The 22,061-nt window shown below is 35.4% G+C and carries 19 protein-coding genes; 6 read left to right on the top strand and 13 right to left on the bottom strand.

Annotated elements, in window-relative coordinates; translation table 11 throughout:
* Window positions 1-78: 78 nt before the first annotated feature.
* The 5 genes from RTX21_RS13595 to RTX21_RS13575 all read right to left on the bottom strand — a co-directional run bounded on the left by RTX21_RS13595 (window position 79) and on the right by RTX21_RS13575 (window position 3,549).
* Window positions 79-1,089, bottom strand: a complete 1,011-nt coding sequence (locus RTX21_RS13595) for a hypothetical protein (protein ID WP_312768543.1) — start codon at window positions 1,087-1,089, stop codon at window positions 79-81.
* The gene (locus RTX21_RS13590; RefSeq protein WP_002977252.1) at window positions 1,070-1,426 is read right to left on the bottom strand and encodes a DUF3853 family protein; all 357 of its coding nucleotides are present in this window, start codon (window positions 1,424-1,426) and stop codon (window positions 1,070-1,072) included. Before RTX21_RS13590 ends, RTX21_RS13595 begins: the two co-directional genes overlap by 20 nt.
* Before the next feature lie 14 nt (window positions 1,427-1,440).
* Window positions 1,441-1,791: a helix-turn-helix domain-containing protein gene (locus tag RTX21_RS13585; protein ID WP_002977250.1), complete on the bottom strand. Its 351-nt coding sequence runs from the start codon at window positions 1,789-1,791 to the stop codon at window positions 1,441-1,443.
* A gap of 204 nt (window positions 1,792-1,995) precedes the next feature.
* Window positions 1,996-3,252, bottom strand: coding sequence for a type II toxin-antitoxin system HipA family toxin (locus tag RTX21_RS13580; protein WP_002977248.1), 1,257 nt, complete (start codon window positions 3,250-3,252; stop codon window positions 1,996-1,998).
* Between the two features lie 9 nt (window positions 3,253-3,261).
* Window positions 3,262-3,549, bottom strand: coding sequence for a helix-turn-helix domain-containing protein (locus RTX21_RS13575; RefSeq protein ID WP_002977244.1), 288 nt, complete (start codon window positions 3,547-3,549; stop codon window positions 3,262-3,264).
* A 148-nt stretch (window positions 3,550-3,697) separates the two neighbouring features.
* Between RTX21_RS13575 and RTX21_RS13570 the strand changes: the two genes are divergently transcribed.
* The gene (locus tag RTX21_RS13570) at window positions 3,698-4,516 is read left to right on the top strand and encodes a hypothetical protein (RefSeq protein WP_002977242.1); all 819 of its coding nucleotides are present in this window, start codon (window positions 3,698-3,700) and stop codon (window positions 4,514-4,516) included.
* A gap of 5 nt (window positions 4,517-4,521) precedes the next feature.
* Here the strand turns inward: RTX21_RS13570 and RTX21_RS13565 are convergent, their stop codons facing one another.
* The 7 genes from RTX21_RS13565 to RTX21_RS13535 all read right to left on the bottom strand — a co-directional run bounded on the left by RTX21_RS13565 (window position 4,522) and on the right by RTX21_RS13535 (window position 11,240).
* Window positions 4,522-5,052, bottom strand: a complete 531-nt coding sequence (locus tag RTX21_RS13565; RefSeq protein ID WP_002977239.1) for a hypothetical protein — start codon at window positions 5,050-5,052, stop codon at window positions 4,522-4,524.
* Between the two features lie 176 nt (window positions 5,053-5,228).
* Window positions 5,229-5,900 (bottom strand): hypothetical protein, encoded by a 672-nt coding sequence (locus RTX21_RS13560; protein WP_002977238.1) that lies wholly within the window; start codon window positions 5,898-5,900, stop codon window positions 5,229-5,231.
* 5 nt (window positions 5,901-5,905) lie between these two features.
* The gene (locus RTX21_RS13555) at window positions 5,906-7,195 is read right to left on the bottom strand and encodes a site-specific integrase (protein WP_002977236.1); all 1,290 of its coding nucleotides are present in this window, start codon (window positions 7,193-7,195) and stop codon (window positions 5,906-5,908) included.
* A gap of 4 nt (window positions 7,196-7,199) precedes the next feature.
* A complete protein-coding gene (locus RTX21_RS13550; protein WP_228370502.1) occupies window positions 7,200-7,799 on the bottom strand; it encodes a helix-turn-helix domain-containing protein in 600 nt (199 codons plus the stop codon).
* Between the two features lie 158 nt (window positions 7,800-7,957).
* Entirely contained in the window at window positions 7,958-9,844 is a 1,887-nt protein-coding gene (gene dnaK / locus RTX21_RS13545) for a molecular chaperone DnaK (RefSeq protein WP_312768539.1), read from the bottom strand.
* 148 nt (window positions 9,845-9,992) lie between these two features.
* Window positions 9,993-10,385 carry a zinc-dependent metalloprotease gene (locus RTX21_RS13540; protein ID WP_312768538.1) on the bottom strand — a complete coding sequence of 131 codons (393 nt, stop codon included), beginning with the start codon at window positions 10,383-10,385 and terminating at the stop codon, window positions 9,993-9,995.
* A gap of 66 nt (window positions 10,386-10,451) precedes the next feature.
* Window positions 10,452-11,240, bottom strand: a complete 789-nt coding sequence (locus tag RTX21_RS13535; protein WP_312768537.1) for a M43 family zinc metalloprotease — start codon at window positions 11,238-11,240, stop codon at window positions 10,452-10,454.
* A gap of 234 nt (window positions 11,241-11,474) precedes the next feature.
* On the opposite strand from RTX21_RS13535, the gene ppk1 reads away from it, so the two are divergent.
* The 5 genes from ppk1 (at window position 11,475) to RTX21_RS13510 (ending at window position 19,913) form a co-directional block, all read left to right on the top strand.
* A complete protein-coding gene (gene ppk1 / locus RTX21_RS13530; protein WP_312768971.1) occupies window positions 11,475-13,544 on the top strand; it encodes a polyphosphate kinase 1 in 2,070 nt (689 codons plus the stop codon).
* Window positions 13,545-13,583: 39 nt separating this feature from the next.
* Window positions 13,584-14,474: an exopolyphosphatase gene (locus tag RTX21_RS13525; protein WP_312768536.1), complete on the top strand. Its 891-nt coding sequence runs from the start codon at window positions 13,584-13,586 to the stop codon at window positions 14,472-14,474.
* Window positions 14,471-15,541 carry an acyltransferase gene (locus tag RTX21_RS13520; protein ID WP_312768533.1) on the top strand — a complete coding sequence of 357 codons (1,071 nt, stop codon included), beginning with the start codon at window positions 14,471-14,473 and terminating at the stop codon, window positions 15,539-15,541. The genes RTX21_RS13525 and RTX21_RS13520 overlap by 4 nt, the downstream gene beginning before the upstream one ends.
* Window positions 15,542-15,630: 89 nt before the next feature.
* Window positions 15,631-16,671, top strand: a complete 1,041-nt coding sequence (locus tag RTX21_RS13515) for an LLM class flavin-dependent oxidoreductase (RefSeq protein ID WP_312768531.1) — start codon at window positions 15,631-15,633, stop codon at window positions 16,669-16,671.
* 191 nt (window positions 16,672-16,862) lie between these two features.
* Window positions 16,863-19,913: a choice-of-anchor I family protein gene (locus RTX21_RS13510; RefSeq protein ID WP_312768528.1), complete on the top strand. Its 3,051-nt coding sequence runs from the start codon at window positions 16,863-16,865 to the stop codon at window positions 19,911-19,913.
* Window positions 19,914-20,261: 348 nt separating this feature from the next.
* On the opposite strand, the gene RTX21_RS13505 is transcribed toward RTX21_RS13510, so the two are convergent.
* A complete protein-coding gene (locus tag RTX21_RS13505) occupies window positions 20,262-22,058 on the bottom strand; it encodes a ComEC/Rec2 family competence protein (protein WP_312768526.1) in 1,797 nt (598 codons plus the stop codon).
* Window positions 22,059-22,061: the final 3 nt, after the last annotated feature.

Here is a 22,061-nt window from a genome sequence, read left to right as displayed (position 1 = left end):
AATGACGGGATATCCATCCGGAAGAAATTTTCCCATTCTTGTGTCCCGGTAAAGTTCTATCATAAGTTGTTGTATCTCCTATAAAAATACCTTACCACTAAAATCAGAGGATCGTAGTTTTAATTTTCTATTTTTTTTGATAAAGTAATTGTAAGATTTCTCTATCAGCTCTCTTGTCTGTAATATATTTCGATAATGATATGCGAACTGCAGCATTTCCTGCTCCTGCAATCTGTACCTTTTTTTAAAATAATTAATTCGATAGGTGATGAACAAGTGTTCGCTATCTATATTCAAATCTGCTTCCTGAATTTTTTCAGTGGAATATGGATGAATTGCAATGTTTTCTCCTTTGCATTTGAAATTAAATGACACTGTACTGTATTTATCGAGACTGCCCTTAACCTGTTTTAAAAATTTAAAACAAAAATCATTTGCTGTTCGATAATTTAAGTCAAACTTCGAATTAAATGTTGACAGTTTCAATACAGTGCCAGTTGATGGAAGTTTAGCCAGCCAAATTGCAAATATGATATGTTTATTATTTTTAATATTATACACCAACTGATAAAGCATATAATTATATTCCGGTATTACAATTAATTTCTTCAGCCAATAACTGCTGATAAGAAAAGATGTGTAGCCTCTTTCATCGTAGGTTGGTGTTGATATAAGTCCTGCAAAAGTTTTGATTTCCTTACCTTTTCTATTCTGGGACTTATACCATCCCATCTTAAATTTTGCTAAAAACTCATAGGCATTAATTACCTGCTTTGTTGAGCCACTGGGAGAAATTTTGCTATTCTTAATTTTAAGCAGGGCGAAAGTATTATTTTCAGTCTCAAAATCATCATCGAACAAAGAGAGTTGCTTCGGACGATCTTCAGGTCTGAATTGTTCATTACTTATAATAGAGATTATATTAAATATAACCCTTAGCGCATTGATGGGAATGTTGGCGGCTTGACTATTTTCATCAAAGATAAAATCATCAACAAAATGGTTGCCTATTCTTATACTCTCAGGAATTCTTTCATTTTTAAATTCCTTGCGAATGATTTTCTGACTGCTATCTTGTAACGACATCATCTTTTTCTTTATTGCAGTTTATTAGTTCATATTCATTGTTAATTAGAACTAAAGCTCTCTCAACGTCCAGGACAATTTTTCGCCCCTCCTGAGTGATCGCATCTTTAATTTTACCGCTCTTTTTTAATCTCATAGCAGATGAAATACTGCAATTAAATAACTTGGCTATACCTTTAAGACCATACACATACTTTTCATCAATTATTTTATTTTGCTGCAAGGATCTCTTTGTACGATTTGTTATATAAATATTTTCATATTTAAATAAACTTACTAATTCCTCCCCGGTCATTTGCCAAATAAGCTTTTGCTTTAGTTTATTAATTTCGTTAGACATCGATCGCATTTTTATTAGTTATGTTGTCTTCTGCGATTTTTCTTAAAATCCGCTTCACATTCCTCGGTAATTTCCTGCAAGGTCTTTTTCTTGCCTTTAGAAATCCAGTTCAGTATTTCTTCTTCAAAAAAATATAGTTTCTTACCGTTTTTGTAGCATGGGATTTTTCTTTCTCTAACAAGAGTGTAAATGGTTGGTTTCGCTTTACCGATTAAGGATGCTACTTCATCTATTCCGATTGGAATTTTTTTGAGAGGTATAACAACATCTTCTTTTGATACCAGATGCTTTATCTCAGCAAGTTCACGAATTAAGAAGGCGACTGCTTGTGGTAAATTTTCAAATGAAATATTTTGCAAATCCATAATACTTGATTTTAATTATTATGGTGCAAATGAAAAAAGTGTTTTCGCTGTGTTTGAAAAACACGACGAAAACACTTAAAACACTGTGTTTTTGTAATCGATATTAAGCAATAAGTTTTTACCTACTGTTGAAACTTAATTTTTATAGCTCATTCTAAACGTATTAATCAATTAAAATTTATTTACTAAGATTATTTTAAAAGATTAATTTTCAAATGGTAAAAATGCAGATCTCATACGCTCTTGTTCAGATCTGGGTATTCCAATCTCGCTAGCAATACTTTCCCATCCTCTTACAACCGAAATGACTTTTTCAATGATTTCATCCATTTCATTTTCGTTCAGTCTAAATTGAGCGCCCACTTCCTTAGCAAGTTCAAGATCCAAAGCATTATTATCTGTATCAATATTTAGAGCAAGTCCTTCTTTATCCACAGACGGATTAATGTCATAGGCTGGTGAAAGTATCCATCCTTTTGGGGTTAAAATAAATCCGTGATTTCTAAGGTGATCATCTGTGTTTGATATACAAATACTAAACACGATTCTTCTCCATAATTCCTTCAAATTATTGTTAACATCAATACCGTAGTTCGTAATAAAATCAACGATATCAAGGTAACTTGCAGTTGAATCTCTTAATTTTTCTTCATTGTTTCCTGTCATAGTCATAGCTGACGAAAAATGAATTCTTCCGGAGTTTGTTCTATCAAATCTTTTGGTGAAAAATGTATGATAGCTGTTACTTAATTTTTGAATCTTTGTTTCTGACATATTAATTCCGGCATCAGTAGCTAATCGGTATGCCAGATATTCCCACGCTGCCTTATCAATTGTATCATTTTTTGAAGGAAATTTAGCAATCCATAAATTTTTTTCCTGATCCATAACATTAGCTTTCGGTCTTGCACCCCCTAATGAAGATCCTGGAACTACAAGCAGTGCTAATAACCTTTTCATTTTAGGCTCATCTTCATTTTCAAAACTTTTCACGGCTGCCTCCAACTCTCTTAATGATGACCAGGGTGGTGTAGGGTTATTCTCATCATCATCTAAAAAATTTCCATCTATTGAAGTCTTAAATCGCAGAGCACCCATCCTTGTTTGGTCATACACTCCTAATAAATAATCCAGATCATAAAGTTTCTTTTCTTTCTCTCCAGTTTCTTTGGCTACCTGAATAGATTTTCTTTTCATTAGTGTTCTTCCCCAAGTATCAGGCATACTATCCATAAAAACACCAAAATTTTCTTTATTGGTTGGATATTGTGGACCTCCAAACAACTGAAGATCAGGATCTATTAAATTTTGACCCGCACTTTTAATCCACTCTTTATCATATTCAAAACTAAAGGACTTTTTTCCTTTACCCTGATGAGCTGACAAAATCCCCATTAAATGAGGACCTTGAAGGTCAATCCAATCTGCATATACAAATATGTCAACTTTAGTAGATTTCATTTAATTATATTATTTCAGTAATTCTAAATCTTGCAATTTTCTTCCAAATTCATCATCAGATCCAAGCTTTAAAATATCATCGCTAAGACCCAATACTCTCAAAACATTAAAATATGATCCCATTGCCACACTTGGATCACCTTTTTCAATAAGATGTAGTGTTGAACGTACAATTCCGGCTCTCTCTGAAACCTGCTCTGTAGTTAATTTTCTTCTTTTTCGAGCAAGTTTAATATTCTCTCCCATTTGTTCCAGCAGAGCCAAATACTTGGGTAAAATTATTTGTTTCTTTTTCATAATGTCCGTTATTTCATACAAAATTACACATTTTGTATGAAATAACGGACATTTTAAATAAAAATCTCCTCCATTTGACTTTTCAAATAAAAAAGACTAACTTTGTATTATTTCTTATGTATACATAAGTAAATAATACTACGTACTAATGAATTTTGAAAAGATTGTTGATGCTTATATTGCTGGTAGTCCTCACAGAAAGGCTTTAAATAAAAAGGAATTTGATTATTTGGTACAGGAAATTTCGAGTTTTCGCAAATTCAAAAAATTAAGTAAAGAAATTAGCGAATACATACTTCAAAAACATTACACCTTAGAACAAGATTTATATATTTTCAATGACTCCAATCCTGAAGTTGTTGACTTGGTTTATGCGTATAACAAATATACACACTTTAGCCACCATTCAGCACTAATAATGCATCAAATAAGTACTATTGAAAACAACGCCATCTATTTATCAGAAGAGATCGATAGCATTTCCAGTCCTAAAAACACCTTAACTCAAGGAAATATAGATTTAGCTTTTAGTAAACCTCAGAGAGTCACAAAAAATATAAAGCAATTCAGAGACAAAACATTTTACTTTCTTAAAAATCAAAGCAGTACTACAATGGAAACCTTCATTAATGGAGTAAAAGTTTCAAATCTTGAAAAGACACTTATAGACTGTACTGTAAGACCACTATATTCCGGTGGAACAAAAAATATCCTTAATGCATTTGCTATGGTAAAGCAATTAATTGACGCAGATAAATTACATCATCATTATAAAAAATTATCATTTGTATATCCTTATCACCAAGCTATTGGATTCTACTTGGATAATGCAGGTTATAAAGAAGAGTTTTACAGTAAATTTCTGGCAATGAATAGTGATTATGATTTTTACTTAGACTATCAGTTAACTTCACCTCAGTACAATCCGAAGTGGCGAATCCATTACAATGAAGACATTATCCAATAAAAAAATTACTTATAATTTATCTTTATCTTTTCAAGGAAATTTCTGCACACTTCAAAGAGTTGAAAGATATTGTTTGCTTGGATAATACTATGTCTTTGCTGAAAAAGAGTTTCTCTAAATGATTCTGCATCAAAGACTGCATCAGATGGATCTTTTGTCAGGGCTAAATTAACGCTGATACCAGTTGTCAAATCGTTGTTCAAAATACTTCTGATATCAACAAGGGGCTTTAGATAAAAATTTAATTCTCCAATACGCCCCTGACTTTTTGAAAAAGGGAGATCGTGATTTTTGCCGAGTACATCCATATACTCTGTTAGACGAATCCTCATTAATTCTTTCTGCCTCTGAATATCAGTATAAGATATAAGTTCTTTCTTTATCGGGTCAATTTCACTTTCGATCCGTAAGATTTCGTTTTTGGTCACTTCTATATCAAAAAGAGGATTATCTAATTTATCCTGTTCTATAGATAGCGAATTTAATTTACCTTCAATTTGTTGCAGTAAAAAAGGAATATTCTCTACATTCTTCATTTTATGTAAAATCTATTTATGATAAAATTTCTTCTAAAAAAATTTAACTATTAATAATGTATTATAATTTTTTGAAATATTCCCGACATTTAAGTTCGTAAATGGATAGCTTCAGAAATATTAGTAAATGCTCAATAATCGCTACGACTATGCAAGGAGTTAAGATATTTATTATACTAAAATTTTAAATCTCTTTTTATTTTAATGATACCTTTTTCATCATCATCTTTTAAATGACTTTTAATTGAGTCCGTTTCAACATCTTTTAGTGAATGTTGAAAAACTTCTTTTAAAAACAATGCTACTTCATATTGATTTCGCCTATCAAAGTGCTTCCAAATGTTCCAGCCAAAATGATACAAATCCATATTAGATAATTTGTGAACCCTTACAGGGCTAAAATTTTCTATTTTTTCTTTCTTAGCATACTTTGTAATGTAGCTGCATAGGTTTTCTAAATCATTAACAGATGTGTATAGCGCAAATTGCTCCTTTGTATATCTTAATGCAATCTCAAGCTTATTATCGAACTTTACAACTTCTTTAAATTTTAAATCTTCTTTAATATCAGCAATAGTAACAGGTCCAGAAAAGAATTCATTAACCAAAACTAGATTTTTTCTTTTAGTAATAATTCTGCTTATAATTTCATAGATAGTATGCAAAAACAATGTTAGACCTGAATAAATAACAACACCTACGAAAATCACGACTATAAAAAAGATATTTGCCGTAAATTCATCGGACCCTTTATCGATAAAATATGTTCTGACTTGAGTTCCTAAAAGGATACATACCACTATAATGGGTAAATACATACATATTAATTCAAAATTTTTGACTTTCATATTTATTAGTTTGCTTGTATAATTTCTTGGTTTTCTTCTAAAATATTTTCATCCAGCTTAATAGCTCCAGCTGCTCTATTTTTCAGTTCATCAACTACTTTAGCATAAACTTGAGTTGTTGTAACTTTACTGTGTCCAAGCATTTTACTAACTGTATAAATGTCTGTTCCTAAAGAAAGCTGCAATGTTGCAAAAGTATGTCTGAAGCAATGAAAAGTTATATGCTTTGTTATTCCAGCTGATTTGACCCATTTTTCGAGAGGTCTCGAAATCCAAGAGCTATCTTGTAAATTTTCAAATACTAGCTGTTCGGGAAGTCTCGGAGTTCCGCATAAATGAATTGCTTGTTCAGAAATCGGTGTATACTCGACTCCTTTTGTTTTCTTTTGTCTAAATTGAATTTTGATTCTATTTGACTGAACATCAATTTCTTTCCACTTAAGCCTTTTAATATCACAATGTCTTAACCCTGTCAGTGCAGAAAATAAAGATGCTCTTTTCAATTCATCATTTTCACAAGGAGTATTTACTAAAAGATTAAGTTCCTCCAAAGAGAGATGTTCACGGAAAGATTCTTGCTCTCCAATACCTTTAATCTTTGCTGATAAGTCAATTATAAAATAACCATCAATAAAAGCTTGGGAAACTATTGCCTTAAAAATAGAAAAGTACGTTGCAGCACTATTATTTGAAAGAATTCCTTTCTTTTTTCCGCGATAGGGCGCCGATAAAAGATAAAGCTTAAAATCATCAGCAAAACTCAAATCAATTTTTGAAAATCTTAAATCATCTCCGGAAAACTCTATAATAAATTCAATTAAACACCTCCAGTTAGTTCTAATTGAATCAGAACTATTATTTGAGCCGTGTCTTTTCTTTAGCAACCTATTACAGTAATCTATAAATTTTTCTTTTTGTTTTTCTTGCAATTCGGCCTTAATAGCATCGCTATCACTATACAAGTCGACATTATCATATTCTTTTTGGCGTAGTTTACGAATTCCATCAGCATATAACATTGTCTCCCTGTCACGCTCACTCTTACAAACTATAATTCCATTATCATCACGCTTTGGTTTAAAGGCTTTTGTCCCGTCCTTTAGGTTAGTTCTGCTTGTTCTTTTTTTATCCCATTCAACCGTATAAACAATTCTATTGAGATACTCCCTAGAACGTTGCGGTTTATTTTTTCCAGCAATAAATACAGGATAACTCTCCAAATAGACATACCATTCATTTCTATCCTCAGCTTTACGCAATCTAACTGTAACTTGAGTTTTTGAAAGTTGTTTCATAAGCTTAATCTATAGTACCATTATATAATTTGTCAATCTCGCTTTTTGGAGCATAAACATAATTACCAATTTGACGGGTGGGAATTGAGTACTTTCTGATATGCTTGTATACACTCGTATCGTGTAACTGAAATTTTTTGGAAATCTCACCAATAGTATAGCAATTCTCTTCAGAAAGATCATACAAGTTAGGATTAGAATTTTTCTTTTCAATCTTTTCTTTAGATGCCGGAGGAAACATTTCTTGCAAAACTTCACGATTTACTTTTATTAAACGAGTTCCTTCATTAATAGAAGGTATTACATTTTGTTTGATAAGTCTATAAAGTGTTCTTTTTGCAATGTCAAAGAGTAAAACAGCTTCAGGGACTGTCAAGAGAATTTTATCTAAAGGAATCTGATCAATCAGTTCTTGTCTTTTTAATTCTAATTTTTCTTGACGCTTTCTTTTCTGGTAAGCATTTTTTATACACTGCTCACGACAATAAAATGAAGTTACTGTCTTAGGTATAAATTCCTGCGAACAATGCAGACATTCTCTTTTAATCCTTTTAATCATACATATAGAAAAACTAAAGGTAAGAAAAAAAATCTTAAGTGCCACATCTTCTCTGCTTAAGTGCCGGTACAAATATGGTACAAATGTGTAATAAAAAACACTTAAAAAAGCACAAAATCAAAAATCTTTGAAAAAACAAAAATCCCCACAAACATACGCCTGTGGGGATTTTCTATATTTTGTTAATTAATATTAATCAATAACTACTTAACTTCTTCGAAGTCTGCATCCTGAACATCTTCTGCTCCGTTTGCCTGACCTTGTTGAGCGCCTGCATCTTGAGCTTGTTGACCTTGTGCATACATTTCCTCTGAAGCTGCCATCCAAGCTGCGTCTAGAGCTTCGGTTTTAGCTTTCACATCATCTCCGTTTTTAGCTTCGAAAGCGGTTTTCAATTCTGCGTGAGCAGTTTCGATTGCTGCTTTTTTGTCAGCAGACAATTTATCACCGAATTCTTTCAATTGCTTTTCAGTTTGGAAGATCAATCCGTCCGCCTTGTTGAAGATCTCAACTTCTTCTTTTTTCTTAGCATCAGCTGCAGAGTTCTCCTGAGCTTCTCTCTTCATTCTTTCGATTTCTTCGTCAGAAAGACCAGAAGATGCCTGGATTTTGATAGATTGTTCTTTACCAGTTCCTTTATCTTTTGCAGAAACGCTTAAGATTCCGTTTGCATCGATATCGAAAGTTACTTCGATCTGAGGAACGCCTCTCTGTGCTGGTGGAATATCTGTCAGATCAAATCTACCGATCTCTTTATTATCATTGAACATTGGTCTCTCACCTTGTCCCACTCTGATGCTTACTGCAGGCTGATTGTCAGACGCTGTAGAGAAAACTTCAGATTTCTTGGTTGGGATAGTTGTATTCGCATCGATTAATTTAGTGAAAACAGAACCCATAGTTTCGATTCCTAAAGAAAGCGGTGTAACGTCTAACAAAAGTACGTCTGTAACGTCCCCTGTCAAAACTCCACCCTGGATAGCCGCTCCGATAGCAACAACCTCATCTGGGTTTACACCTTTTGAAGGTTTTTTACCGAAGAATTTTTCAACTTCTTCCTGGATGATCGGGATTCTTGTAGAACCACCTACCAAGATCACTTCGTCGATATCTGAAGTTGACAGACCTGCATCTTTCAATGCTTTGGCAACCGGCTCCATAGAACGTCTTACCAGATCTGCAGATAATTGTTCGAATTTAGCTTTAGTCAAAGTCTTAACCAAGTGCTTAGGACCCGAAGCCGTAGCTGTGATATAAGGAAGGTTGATTTCAGTTTGAGGAGAAGAAGACAACTCTATTTTTGCTTTTTCAGCTGCTTCTTTCAATCTTTGTAATGCGATTGCATCAGATTTCAAGTCAACGCCTTCTTCAGCTTTGAATTCATCAGCCATCCAGTTGATGATCACATCATCAAAATCATCACCTCCTAAGTGCGTATCACCGTTTGTAGACAATACTTCGAAAACGCCGTCTCCTAAATCAAGGATTGAAATATCGAAAGTACCACCTCCTAAATCGTAAACCGCAATTTTCTGGTCTTTGTGAGCTTTGTCCATTCCATAAGCTAAAGCTGCTGCTGTAGGCTCATTGATGATTCTTTCTACTTTAAGACCTGCAATTTCCCCAGCTTCTTTAGTAGCTTGTCTTTGAGCATCATTGAAGTAAGCTGGAACAGTAATTACCGCTCTTGTAACTTCTTGTCCAAGATAATCTTCGGCAGTTTTCTTCATTTTCTGAAGCGTCATTGCAGAAATCTCTTGTGGTGTATATTCTCTGTCGTCGATTTTTACTTTTACAGTATCGTTTGGTCCGGCAACTACTTCGTAAGGTACTCTTGAAATCTCTTGAGCATCTTCCTTGAAGTGAGTTCCTATAAATCTTTTGATTGAATAGACCGTTTTCTTTGGATTGGTTACAGCTTGTCTTTTTGCAGGGTCACCTACTTTTCTCTCCCCATCTTCTGTAAACGCTACGATAGAAGGTGTTGTTCTTTTACCTTCTGCATTAGGGATAACTACAGCATCTTTACCTTCCATTACTGCAACGCAAGAGTTGGTCGTACCTAAGTCAATTCCAATTATTTTACTCATTTTTATATGTTATTTTTTGTTATTATTAATGATTACAATCTGCAATTCTCAATATTTGTACCACGACATAAAAAGTGACAAATTGTCATTAACAAAAAAAAACTCCGCTGTAAAGCAGAGTTTCATTAAAGTCAAATTTTTAGTTAGTTTAGTGTTTGATAAACTTCATTGACTTGACGAAGTTACCATTATCATATGTTCTTACATAATAAGTTCCAATAGGAAGACTTTTTACATCAATTTTATCTGTTTCATTTTTGATGTTAGCTCTTTTCACTAATCTTCCATCATTTCCGAAAATCTCTACTTCATTGATTTTTACCAAAGGCGAAGCAATTGAAATATAATTAACAGCAGGATTCGGGAAAAGACTAATTGAATTAGATTTTTCTACGTCATCAACAGCTAAAAGAGAACAAGCATTAGAATTTAGCAAGCTTGCTCTTGGACCAACCATTGTATTCTGAGCGATTGTTTTCTGGTCATTAGAGAACATTGCCATTTGTCTGTCATAAACATAATCCATATAATTCATATACATTGCGCCAAGTGTTGTAGAAACACAAGTATAAATATTTACATTCGTTGGTTTAGTAAAGTGAGGATATTAAGTCGCTGGCGTATCCGCACAGAAATCATCCCAACCAGTTTTACCACAATTACTTTTAACAGGAGAATCTCCATAATCTTCAACCGAACCCCAAGGATGCTCCAATCCAAAATAATGTCCAATCTCGTGAGTTGCGGTTCTTCCTAAGTTATACGGATAAGCTGCAGTTCCTGTCGTCCCGAATTGTTTGTACCCAATCGCAAGACCATCATAAGCTGCACCAGCAGAATCTGGTAAATATGCCCAACCCAAATAATCTTCTGACATATTTCCAACCCAAATGTTAAGATATTTTGTCGGATCCCAAGCAACCAACCCAGATGTTTTATAATAATTGTCATCGAAATTAAATCCTGAAGCAACAGATTTTCTTTCTATTCCTGTAGTTGTGGAACCGTCAGGTTTTTTGGTTGCCATACAGAATGCCAATTCCATATCAGCAGCTACGCCTTGGAAACCAGCAGGAACAATTGTACTAAAATCAGAGTTCAGTTTACGATAATCATTATTCAGCACTGTTAACTGAGAAGCAATCTGAGCATCAGAAATATTCATTGTAGCATTTGAATATAACACGTGCACAACAACCGGGATTGTAACAACGCCAGCTTTTTTGTTGACTTGAGATTTATTATTTACTAAAAAATCTTTTAAAGCAGCTCTGTTCGCAGCTGCTTCTGGATTAGCAGCAAAAAACTCGGCCATCTTCTTACTTGTCCCACAAGTTCTTTGTCCATAAGCATTCAGGCAAAAAACACTTACTAATGTTAATAGAATTTTCTTCATATTTTTAAATTTTCAATAAAAGGGAAGCAAATGTATTAATTTTTTCAAAACAACAATAGATTTTTATTGATTTTTTAATTAATTTTAAAAAACATAGATTTTATAGGTGTTCCCATTCTATTTGAAATTTAATTGACATTCTAGAAACATAGCTTGGAACAAAAACATTGTAGTTTACAAACCCAAATTAATACAATGGATTTTACTAATTTTGAGATCATCAAAAACCCTATAATGGCACAAGAATTTAATCCGCGCGACGTCACTTGGTTGGGCTTCAACGCCAGAGTTTTGCAGGAAGCAATGGACAAAAGCGTTCCTATACATCTCAGAATCAGATTTCTTGGAATTTTCTCTAATAATCTTGACGAATTTTTCCGAGTAAGAGTTGCAGGATTAAAACGTGCAATGGACTTCAAACAAAAAGTTTTGGCAGAGTCTTTTTATGATGCGCCTTCCAAAATTTTACAAAAAATAAACAAGCTTGTTATCAACCAACAGGAGGATTTTGACAAAACATGGAAAGATGTCCAACGCGAAATGGCGAAGGAAAAGGTTTTCATCAAAGACCATAAACATCTTACTGAAGAACAAAAAGAATTCGTTGTCAAATATTTTGATGAAGAAGTAGAATCCAACGTGATTCCAATCTTACTTCACGATAATAAACCGCTTCCTTATGTTCGGGAAAAAAGTCTTTTCATCGGTATCGCAATGCGAAGAAAAGAATGGCAGTATGAAAGTCAATATGCTTTTATAGAAGTTCCGGTGACTGCAAACGGAAGATTTGTTTTGCTACCAACGGAAGATAAAGAACAAAAGGATGTGATGCTTTTGGAAGATGTCATCATTTATAATCTTCCGCATATTTTCTCTTATTTTGGTTATGATGATTTTACTGCGCATTGTTTTAAAGTGACAAAAGATGCCGAGTTTGACCTTGACAATGATATCAAAACAACCTTAGCCGACAAAATTGAAAAAGGAGTCAAAAGTCGCCGAAAAGGAAAACCAACACGTTTTGTCTTCGATAAAGAGATGGATAAAGCTCTGCTGGAATTTCTTATTAAAAAACTGAATCTTACCAAAAAAGACAGTATTATTCCGGGGCAGAAGATCCATAACTTCAGACATTTTATGGATTTTCCTGATGTTTTCAAAGCTTATCAAAAAACTGTTGAAAGAACATCCTTCATCCACCCGGAATTTGCTAATAAACAGAGAGTCACGGATGTCATTATCAAAAAAGATGTTTTACTGACTTTTCCTTACCATTCTTACGATTCTGTTATTGACCTGCTGAGAGAATCTGCAATGGACCCAGATGTGAAATCAATCCAAATCACAGCCTATAGATTGGCTTCAAGTTCTAAAATCGTGAACACTTTGATCAATGCTGTTCGAAATGGAAAAGAAGTAACGGTAATGTTGGAACTGCGAGCGAGATTTGATGAAGAAAATAACCTTGGATGGAAAGACAGATTGGAATTGGAAGGTGTAAAAGTCCTCCTTGGTATTCCTAATAAAAAAGTGCACGCCAAATTGTGTGTCATCAAGAAAAGAGTCAACAATAGAACGATCCAGTATGGTTTTGTGAGTACTGGAAACTTCAATGAGAAAACTGCCAAAATCTACGGAGACCATTTATTAATGACATCCAACAGGGCAATAATGGCAGACATTAATAAAGTATTCAATGTTCTTAATAAACCAAAAGTTGATCCGACAGCAGTTCTGAAAACCTGTAAAAGTTTGATGGTTTGTCCTCAGTTTATGAGAGAAAGGATCATTGCTCATATCGACAAAGAAATCGAAGAAGCCAAAGCCGGAAGAAAAGCTGAAATGATAATCAAGGTCAATTCCTTAAGTGATAAGACATTAATTCTAAAACTTTACGAAGCAGCCAATGCCGGCGTTGACACCAAAATGATTGTAAGAGGAATCTATTGCGCTGTGAACCAAAAAAGTTTCAAGAAAAAAATCCACGCTATAAGTATCGTTGACGAATATCTGGAACATGCCAGAGTAATGTATTTCTATAATAAAGGAGCAGAAAACATGTACATCTCTTCTGCCGACTGGATGACGAGAAACCTCGACTATCGTATAGAGGCAGCAACACCAATTTTGCAGAAAAACCTGAAAAAAGAATTGAAAGAACTTTTAGAGATCCAGCTTCAAGACAATGTAAAAGCCAGAATTCTGGATAAAAACATGAGAAACGAATATGTAGAATCTGACAAGAAAAATAAAAACAGATCACAGATAGAAACCTACAATTATCTCAAAAATCAGAAATATTAATAATTTACTAATTTTATCCTTTAATTCGTCTCAAGAAAAATGATAATTGCCGCTATAGACATAGGCAGTAACGCCGCAAGATTACTAATTAATGAAGTCAAGGAAACCCGAGGAAAAACAGAATTCACAAAGCTGAATCTTCTGAGGATTCCTCTCAGGCTGGGTTTTGATGTTTTTAGCAATGGCGAGATCGGTACTGAAAGGAAACAAATGGTCATCAATACGATGAAAATCTTCAGCCAACTGATGACGATGTACAAAGTTGAGCATTACCGCGCATGTGCTACAAGTGCAATGCGTGATGCGAAAAACGGACAAGAGATTATTGAGATTGTAAAAAAGGAAGCTGACATTAATATAGAAATCATCACCGGAGATGAAGAAGCAACATTGATTTACGAAAATCACGTTGCCGAAGGTCTTGATAAAAATTTTGCTTATCTCTATGTAGATGTCGGAGGTGGTTCTACGGAGCTTACTTTCTACGAAAATGATAAAATGAAGTACGAGCATTCCTTTAATATTGGAACAATCAGATTGCTCAACGGTTTGGTAACTCCGAATATTTGGGAAGAAATGAAGGATGAGATCAAAGACAAAATCAAGAGTAAAAAACCAGTCGTTGCGATTGGTTCAGGAGGAAACATCAATAAAATCTTCTCTCTCAGCAAAACCAAAGACGGCAGACCAATGCCCGTGTCTGTCATCAAAAAATATTTGAAAGAGATGCAAACCCTTTCCGTAGAAGAGAGAATGCAACTTTACCAGATCCGCGAAGATCGCGCCGACGTTTTGGTTCCGGCTTTACAAATCTTCAACAATGTGATGTCGTGGGCAGACATCAAACAAATCTATGTCCCGAAAATCTCTGTTGCCGACGGACTTGTGAAGAGCATCTACTCTAACCTCTCTCAGAAGAAAAACAAATGAGTTCCTTAAAAGTAAGCAGAGTGCATTTCCACACTTTCGATTCTTTAAGATTTATCTCTTTTTTGCTAGTCTTCCTGCATCATAGTCCAATTCCTAAAGATAATTTTTTACATTATTTTTCTAACGCAGGAGGGATTGGTGTTTCTTTTTTCTTCGTCCTGAGCGGTTTTTTGATCACCTATATTTTACTTTTAGAAAAGATAAATAACCAAAACAGGATTCCATTAAAGAGTTTTTTTAAAAGAAGAATTCTAAGGATTTGGCCATTATATTATGCAATGGTTCTGTTTGCCTTCTGCACTCCATTTATTCTGAATATATTAAAACTCCCTTATTCTAATGAAGGTTATCAGCCAAACTGGTTTTTCACACTTACATTTCTAGAAAATTATGTTATGATGTATAAGCATGATTTCCCAAATGTATCACCTCTAAGGGTCATGTGGTCATTATGCATAGAAGAGCACTTCTATATCATTTGGGGACTGGTCTTTTATTTCATCTCATTAAAAAATGTCCCTAAGCTGATCATCATTTGTATAATAATTACTTTTCTTTCCAAAATAATTTATAAAATCTATAACATTCCTACTGGTGACATCCTTACCAACATAGATTACTTCGCTTTCGGGGCTATCCCAGCATATATTTTTATATTCAGGAAAGACATTCTTCAACGAACAGAAAAAATAGCTTCTACCTACAAATACCTTTTTGCATTGATAGTATTAGCTACAATTGTTTTTTTATCCAACTCAGGTATTCTTCAGGATGAGAAATATAGCTCGTTATTATTTGCATCACTTTTTTCTTTACTGATCTTATCTACTTTAGGGGGAAAGAATGTTTTCAAGATTTCTGACAAAAGTATTTTTGCATGGCTTGGGAAATACACTTATGGGTTGTACCTGATCCATACGATCTGTATAAATTTATTTAGCAAAATTGGTTCCCAATTGGGATGGAATTGGTTCATTATAACAATTATATCATTAATAACCACAGTAGTACTATCTTTCTTGTCCTATCATCTTTTTGAAAAGCAATTTTTAAAACTAAAGGATTAGGATATTTGGAAAGTATGCGTTCTTAACATGAATCAATGTCTGACAAATCTCTAAGTTTTATTTTTGTGATATAAAAAAATGAGACTATTATGGAATTAGGAATTGGGATGTTCGGAGATGTTGCTCTTGACACAAAAACCGGAAAATATAGAGATGCAAGCGTAAAACTTAACGAGATCCTTGAACAGGTAAAACTGATGGACCAGGTTGGTCTGGATGTTTTTGCGATGGGCGAGCATCACCGCGCAGATTACGCAGTTTCTTCTCCCGAGATTCTTCTGGCAGCCGCTGCAAGCATCACGAATAACATCAAATTAGCGAGTGGCGTAACAGTTCTAAGCTCATCAGAACCTGTAAAAGTTTATGAGGATTTCTCGATGATTGATTTGATATCAAAAGGTCGTGCAGAGATTTTCGTAGGAAGAGGGAGCTTCATCGAATCATTTCCTTTGTATGGTTACGATCTGTCAGATTACAATCAGTTGTTTGAAGAGAAGCTGGATTTATTATTGAAGATCAACAATGAAGAAAACGTCAGCTGGAGCGGAATCTTAAGAAGACCAATGGAAAATCAAACGGTTTATCCAAGAGCCTTCAACAATGGTGTGCTACCGATTTGGATTGCCGTGGGCGGAACTCCTGAATCTGTCTTGAGAGCAGCGAAGTTAGGATTACCTTTAATTGTTGCCATCATCGGCGGAATGCCGAGACAGTTCAAAAACCTCATCGAGTTTTATAAACAGGAATACCTGAGAGCCGGACACGACGAAAGCAAAATGCAGATCGCCATCCACTCGCACACCTTTGTGAGCGATGACAAAAAAGATATTGACCAATACTTTTTCAACTACAAGTCCCAGATGGACAGAATTGGCAGAACCCGAGGCTGGGCACCTTACACCAAGGAACAATATGAAGGCGGAAGAAGCAAAGATGGTGCTTTGTTCATCGGAAATGCCAACGAGGTTTCTGATAAAATCAACGAGATGAAAGAGTTGTTTGGCCTCACAAGATTCATCGGACATATGGATGTTGGGGACCCGGCGCACGACGTGATGATGAATTCTATCCAATTATTCGGGGAAAAAGTAGCCCCACAGGTCAGAAGCAAGATTGTAGCGACCTTATAATTAATAAAAAGATAAAATTAATATAACAGATGCCGGAAATATTTTGATAATGTTCCCGGCATTTTTATGCGTTAAACATTTCGCAGATTAACCCAACATTAATTAAAAATTCTTAAATATTTTTTAAGATTTAATTAAAATATCGACCGATAATTATAAGCATTTTTGCTCAAATCTAAATAAAAGTAAAAATGAAAAACAATTACCTTTTCAAAGGTCTTTTGCCGATTGCTGCTATGTTTTATGGCTCAACCCAGGCACAAACATTAATCCATTACTGGAACTTCAACAACAATGCGAATGTTGCAGCCATTACCACGCCGACCTCCACTCTAGTAAATGGTTCCATAAACGCTACTTCAACAGGCACAGGAAGTACGGATACTTTTGTAGATTTTGCAGGAGGAACTGGCCAAAACTTCAATGCGGATAACCTGAATGCCAGAAACGGAGATGCTTCCGGAACACATCTGAGATACAATTATCCTATCAATGGAAACATCCAATTCAATATCCCGACAACCGGTTATAATAATGTGGTTGTAAAGTTCTCAACGAGAAGGTCTGGATCTGGTGCAGGAAACCAAGTATGGACCTACTCTTTGGATGGAACTAATTTTCTTGAATATCAAACTGTTGTTTCAAAGGATGCCAATCCGGAGTTGATCACTTTTGATTTTTCAGGTGTTGCAGGCATTGCCAACAATCCTAATTTCAAACTTAAAGTTCAGTTTACTCAAGGCGCCGGCGGTGCCGTAGGAAATAACCGATTTGACAATTTCACAGTGGATGGAAATAACATCGGTGGAACTGATACAACTGCGCCTACCGTAACTTATTCGCCGGCAAATAATGTGAATAACGCTTCTACAACCGTTAATCCGACAATCAAATTCAATGAGAATGTGAGACTGATTGATAACTCACCGATTACTTCTGCCAATGCTCAGAACCTTGTTGAATTGAAGTTAAATAATGTCTCCGGAAATAATGTTCCATTCACAACGACATTTGCAGATAATCAAATCACAGTTATCCCAACTGCAGCTTTAAATCCTAATCAAACTTATTATTTGGCATTGAAACCAAATGTGGTTGAAGATGAAAGCGACAATGCTGTAACAGCTTCAACTCCGAGTACGTTCACAACGGCGGGAACAAGCATTTCATTAGACAAAACTTTAATTAAAGTTGATGAAAATGCAGGAACTTTGGTATTCAAAATCAATGTAAACAATCCTTCCAACGCAACTGTCAACTTGGTTGCGAAACCAACTTTCGGGACCGCAGACAGCAATGATTATACATTTACTTCTGAAACTATTAATATAGTTCCCGGAACTTCTACCTATACCGTTAATATTCCGATCATTGATGATGCTACACAAGAACAACAGGCAGAATATTTTGTTCTAAGTCTTGAAAACCCTGTTGGCGCTACGATTTCAGGAGACGCTTCTTCTACCGTTTATATTATTGATAATGATAAACCAGCACCAGCGCCATCAAACCAAATCACTTTAAATTACATCGGAAGTTTTGACCCTTCCAGTAACGGCAACAGCTCTACAGAGATTGTTGTTCACGACCCGGCAACGCAGAGATTATTCACCATCAGCTCTTTGACGGATGTTTTCGACATCATCGATTTCTCCAATCCGACGACACCAACGGTCATCAAAACTGTTGATATGAAACCATACGGGGGAATCACCAGTATCGCTGTGAAAAACGGGATTCTGGCCGTAGCATCTCCTAATGGAACGGACGCTCAAAGCAATGGTTCCGTAGTTTTCTTTGACACTAATGGAAATTTCCAGAAACAATTAACGGTTGGTGTTTTACCGGATATGGTAACTTTCACACCGGATGGCAAAAAGGTAATGACCGCCAACGAGGGCGAACCAAATGATGCTTACACGGTTGACCCGGAAGGTTCTATCAGTATTATTGATATTTCATCAGGCGTTGCCAATATTTCACAGGCTAATGTAACCACACTTTCTTTTGCAGGCTACAACACTCAGGAAGCGGCATTCATAGCGTCAGGCGGAAGAAAGGTAAAGTCAACGAGCACATTAGCTCAGGATCTGGAGCCGGAATATATCGCCATAAGTTCAGACAGTCAGAAAGCCTGGGTGTCTTGCCAGGAAAACAACGGTATCATTGAGGTTGACCTTACGACCAACAGTTTAGGAAACCTTTGGGGATTGGGCAAAAAAGACATGAGCCTTCCCGGAAATGGCTTCGATGCTTCTGATAACAATGGCGAAATCCTGATTGCAAACTGGCCTGTAAAAGCTTATTATAATCCGGATGCAATGGCATCTTTCAAAATAGGAAACACCAACTATCTTGTGACAGCCAACGAAGGCGACGAAAAAGATTTAGGCGGCTTCAGCGAGAGAACTACAGTTGGAGCCAATGGTTATGTTCTGAATCCAAATAACTTCCCGAACGCTCCTATCCTGAAAGCATCCCACAACCTGGGAAGATTCCGGGTGACGAATGTGAACGGAAACACCAATTCCAATCCGAATTTTGAGGAAATCAATGCTTTGGGAGCAAGGTCTTTCTCTATTTTCAATGCGGATACAAAACAAATCGTCTATGATAGTGGCGATCAGTTCGAAAGATATATCGCAGCCAATCACCCTTTGATCTTCAATGCAGACAACGAAGCAAATGGCGCCAAAGCGAGAAGCCGTGCAAAAGGTCCTGAGCCGGAAGGCGTGGCACTTGGAACGATTGGCGGACAGACTTTCGCGTTTATCACATTGGAAAGAACAGGCGGTGTAATGGTTTATAACGTAACCGACCCGAACAACGTGACGTTTACCGATTACAAACACTCCAGAATGACATCTGCGTATGGTGGAGACAACGGCCCGGAAGGCATTACCTACATTGCTCCTCAAAACACGACAACCGGGAAAGGATACGTGGTAATCGCCAATGAAATCAGCGGGACACTATCAATGTACGAAGTAGCGCTTTCTCCGGAGCTGGCAACGGGTGATGTGAAAAACGAAAAAGCAACCTTCAACATCTTCCCGAATCCTGTGAACAAAGGAAACATCCTGTATTTTAACAGAGCTCAGGGTTACGAGCTGTATGATATGTCCGGCAAAATGCTGTCTAAAGAAAACAATGCTTTGACCATCGATACATCCGGACTTTCCACAGGGGTTTACCTGGTAAAAACTTCGGAAGGCTTTGTGAAAAGAGTCATTGTGAAATAGATTTTTCACATCTATCCGTAATAAAAAAGCCTCAGATTTTTGAGGCTTTTTTATATTCTTAAGGTCAGAAAAACGACCTTCTGCAAGTCCCATGAACAGAGGGTTTGCAGGGGCAGTCAAAAAGGTCTTGATGTTTTCATTAAAACAACTTGATGTTTTGATAAAAAGGTCTTGATGTTTTTAACCAAACAGCTTGACCTTTTTTGATAAGGATAAATGTGAAAAATTGGCCTTTTGAAAACCCGATGAACAGAGCGTTTGCAAAGGTCGTCAAAAACGTACGTCGGTTACTTAAAACGTCCGTACTTTTCAAAAAAAGATACACGGACGCTTTTTAAATAAATTTAATTATTCTAGCTTATATTGTTTTCCCTGATAAACAAAAGCTTCCGAATCTGAAGGAATATAATTGATTTTAAATCCCTTGATTCGTCTTGAAGTCAAATAGGGATTAATAACGAAGCCCCGAATCTTGTCTTCATTTTTATTTGATTTCATCCAAAATGTAACCTGGTCTTTATCTTTGACGCTCACGATTTTCTCTTTGTAATAGCTGTGAACAAGCATTTCTTCTTTGTTATAATTAAAAATACTGAATGAAATTCTTACTGCGAAAAATAGCAATAGACAAAATCCGAACCTCAACAGATTCTTCGGATTTAAAAAGTCTTGGATTAAGTATTTTAAAAAGTAAACTGTTAAGAGTAGAATGATCAATTCCCAAATATTAAGCGAAATATTTCTCGTCATCAACGATTCGAAGCTGGAAAACCAATGAATCAATTTTAAAACACATTCAACAAAAACATCAAAACCTTTATAGATAAACGGAATATTATTGAATCCAAGAGCAATCAAAATCACAATCAACAAAGAAGAAACAATTATCAATTCTGACAACGGAATAATAAAAAGATTAGCTAGGACTGAAATAAAAGAGAACTGATGAAAATAATATATCGCCAAAGGCAAAGTCGCGATCTGCGCTGCAAAAGTCATTGCGGAGATTCCGTAAAAGAACTTTTCCGATTTTGATCTTGGTTTTCCGAATAGATTCTTGATTGGATTCGTCAGCCACCATATTCCCAAAACTGCAACGTAACTCAACTGAAAGCCAACATCAAACAGCTGATTTGAATCGAAAATCAAAAGACTAAAAGCCGATAACGCTAAAGAATGTAGCAAGTCCGATTTTCTCTGCAGCAAAACCATCACATAATAACACGTAATCATCAGACAGCTTCGCATCACAGAGCTTCCATAATCGATGAAAATGGCGAATGTCCAAATCAGAAGAATACTCAGAACAATGGAAACTTTTCGAAACTTCACAGTAACAATTTTATTCAAAATCAACAATGTTATCCAGAAAATAATCGCCATATGCGAACCGGAAATCGCCAGAAGATGAACCAATCCGGTTTGATTAAAATCTTTGACCGTTTCAGAATCCATCTCGGTTCTGTCCGCCAGAATAATACCTTTCAGGAACTCCTGAATCTTTGGAGATAAAGACGAATGATTGATTTGATTCAGAATATCCAAACGTTTCTGCTTGATTTTATCTTCAAAAGAAACGGATTGTTTTTCGGTTTTCAGAATATCATTTGGAAGATAGGCTTGAAAATAAACTTCTTGTCTTGCCAGATATTTTTTATAATCGAACTGAAAATCGTTCCTGACTTCTTCCGGCTGATGGATGTAAACTTCAGCTTTATAATAATGTTCAAAATCTAACGCTTCAACATCTTTTGGAATACTGATAACTGTTTTGAAAGGGAAACTCTCTTTTTGTTTTAAATCCGAAACGTCAAGAATCTCAACATAATATTTTCTATTCTTCTCATTGGAATTGAGTTTCTTGTCAAGCTGAAAAACAATGGTTTCTTTGTTTCTGAGAATTGGTAAACCAGGTTTTTGAGAATTCTGAAAATGGACAAAAATGCCGATTGAGAAAAAGAAAAATCCTAGACAGTAATATTTAATCTGTTGAAAAAATCGTTTCCTGATTGCTATTGAAAAAAGAGAAGCCGCCAAGATTATTAGAAGCGAAAAAACGAGCACCTGACTCATAATCAGGTGGTCCTGGAACAGAATTCCAATAATAAAGCATAGCAGCAATATCAATAATGGCTGTTTTTTCATTGA

Origin of the sequence: Epilithonimonas sp. (assembly GCF_032054305.1) — a bacterium.
Taxonomy (GTDB): Bacteria; Bacteroidota; Bacteroidia; order Flavobacteriales; family Weeksellaceae; genus Epilithonimonas.
Note: the sequence above shows the minus strand (reverse complement) of the source record. Positions and strands in the feature narration are given on the sequence as shown.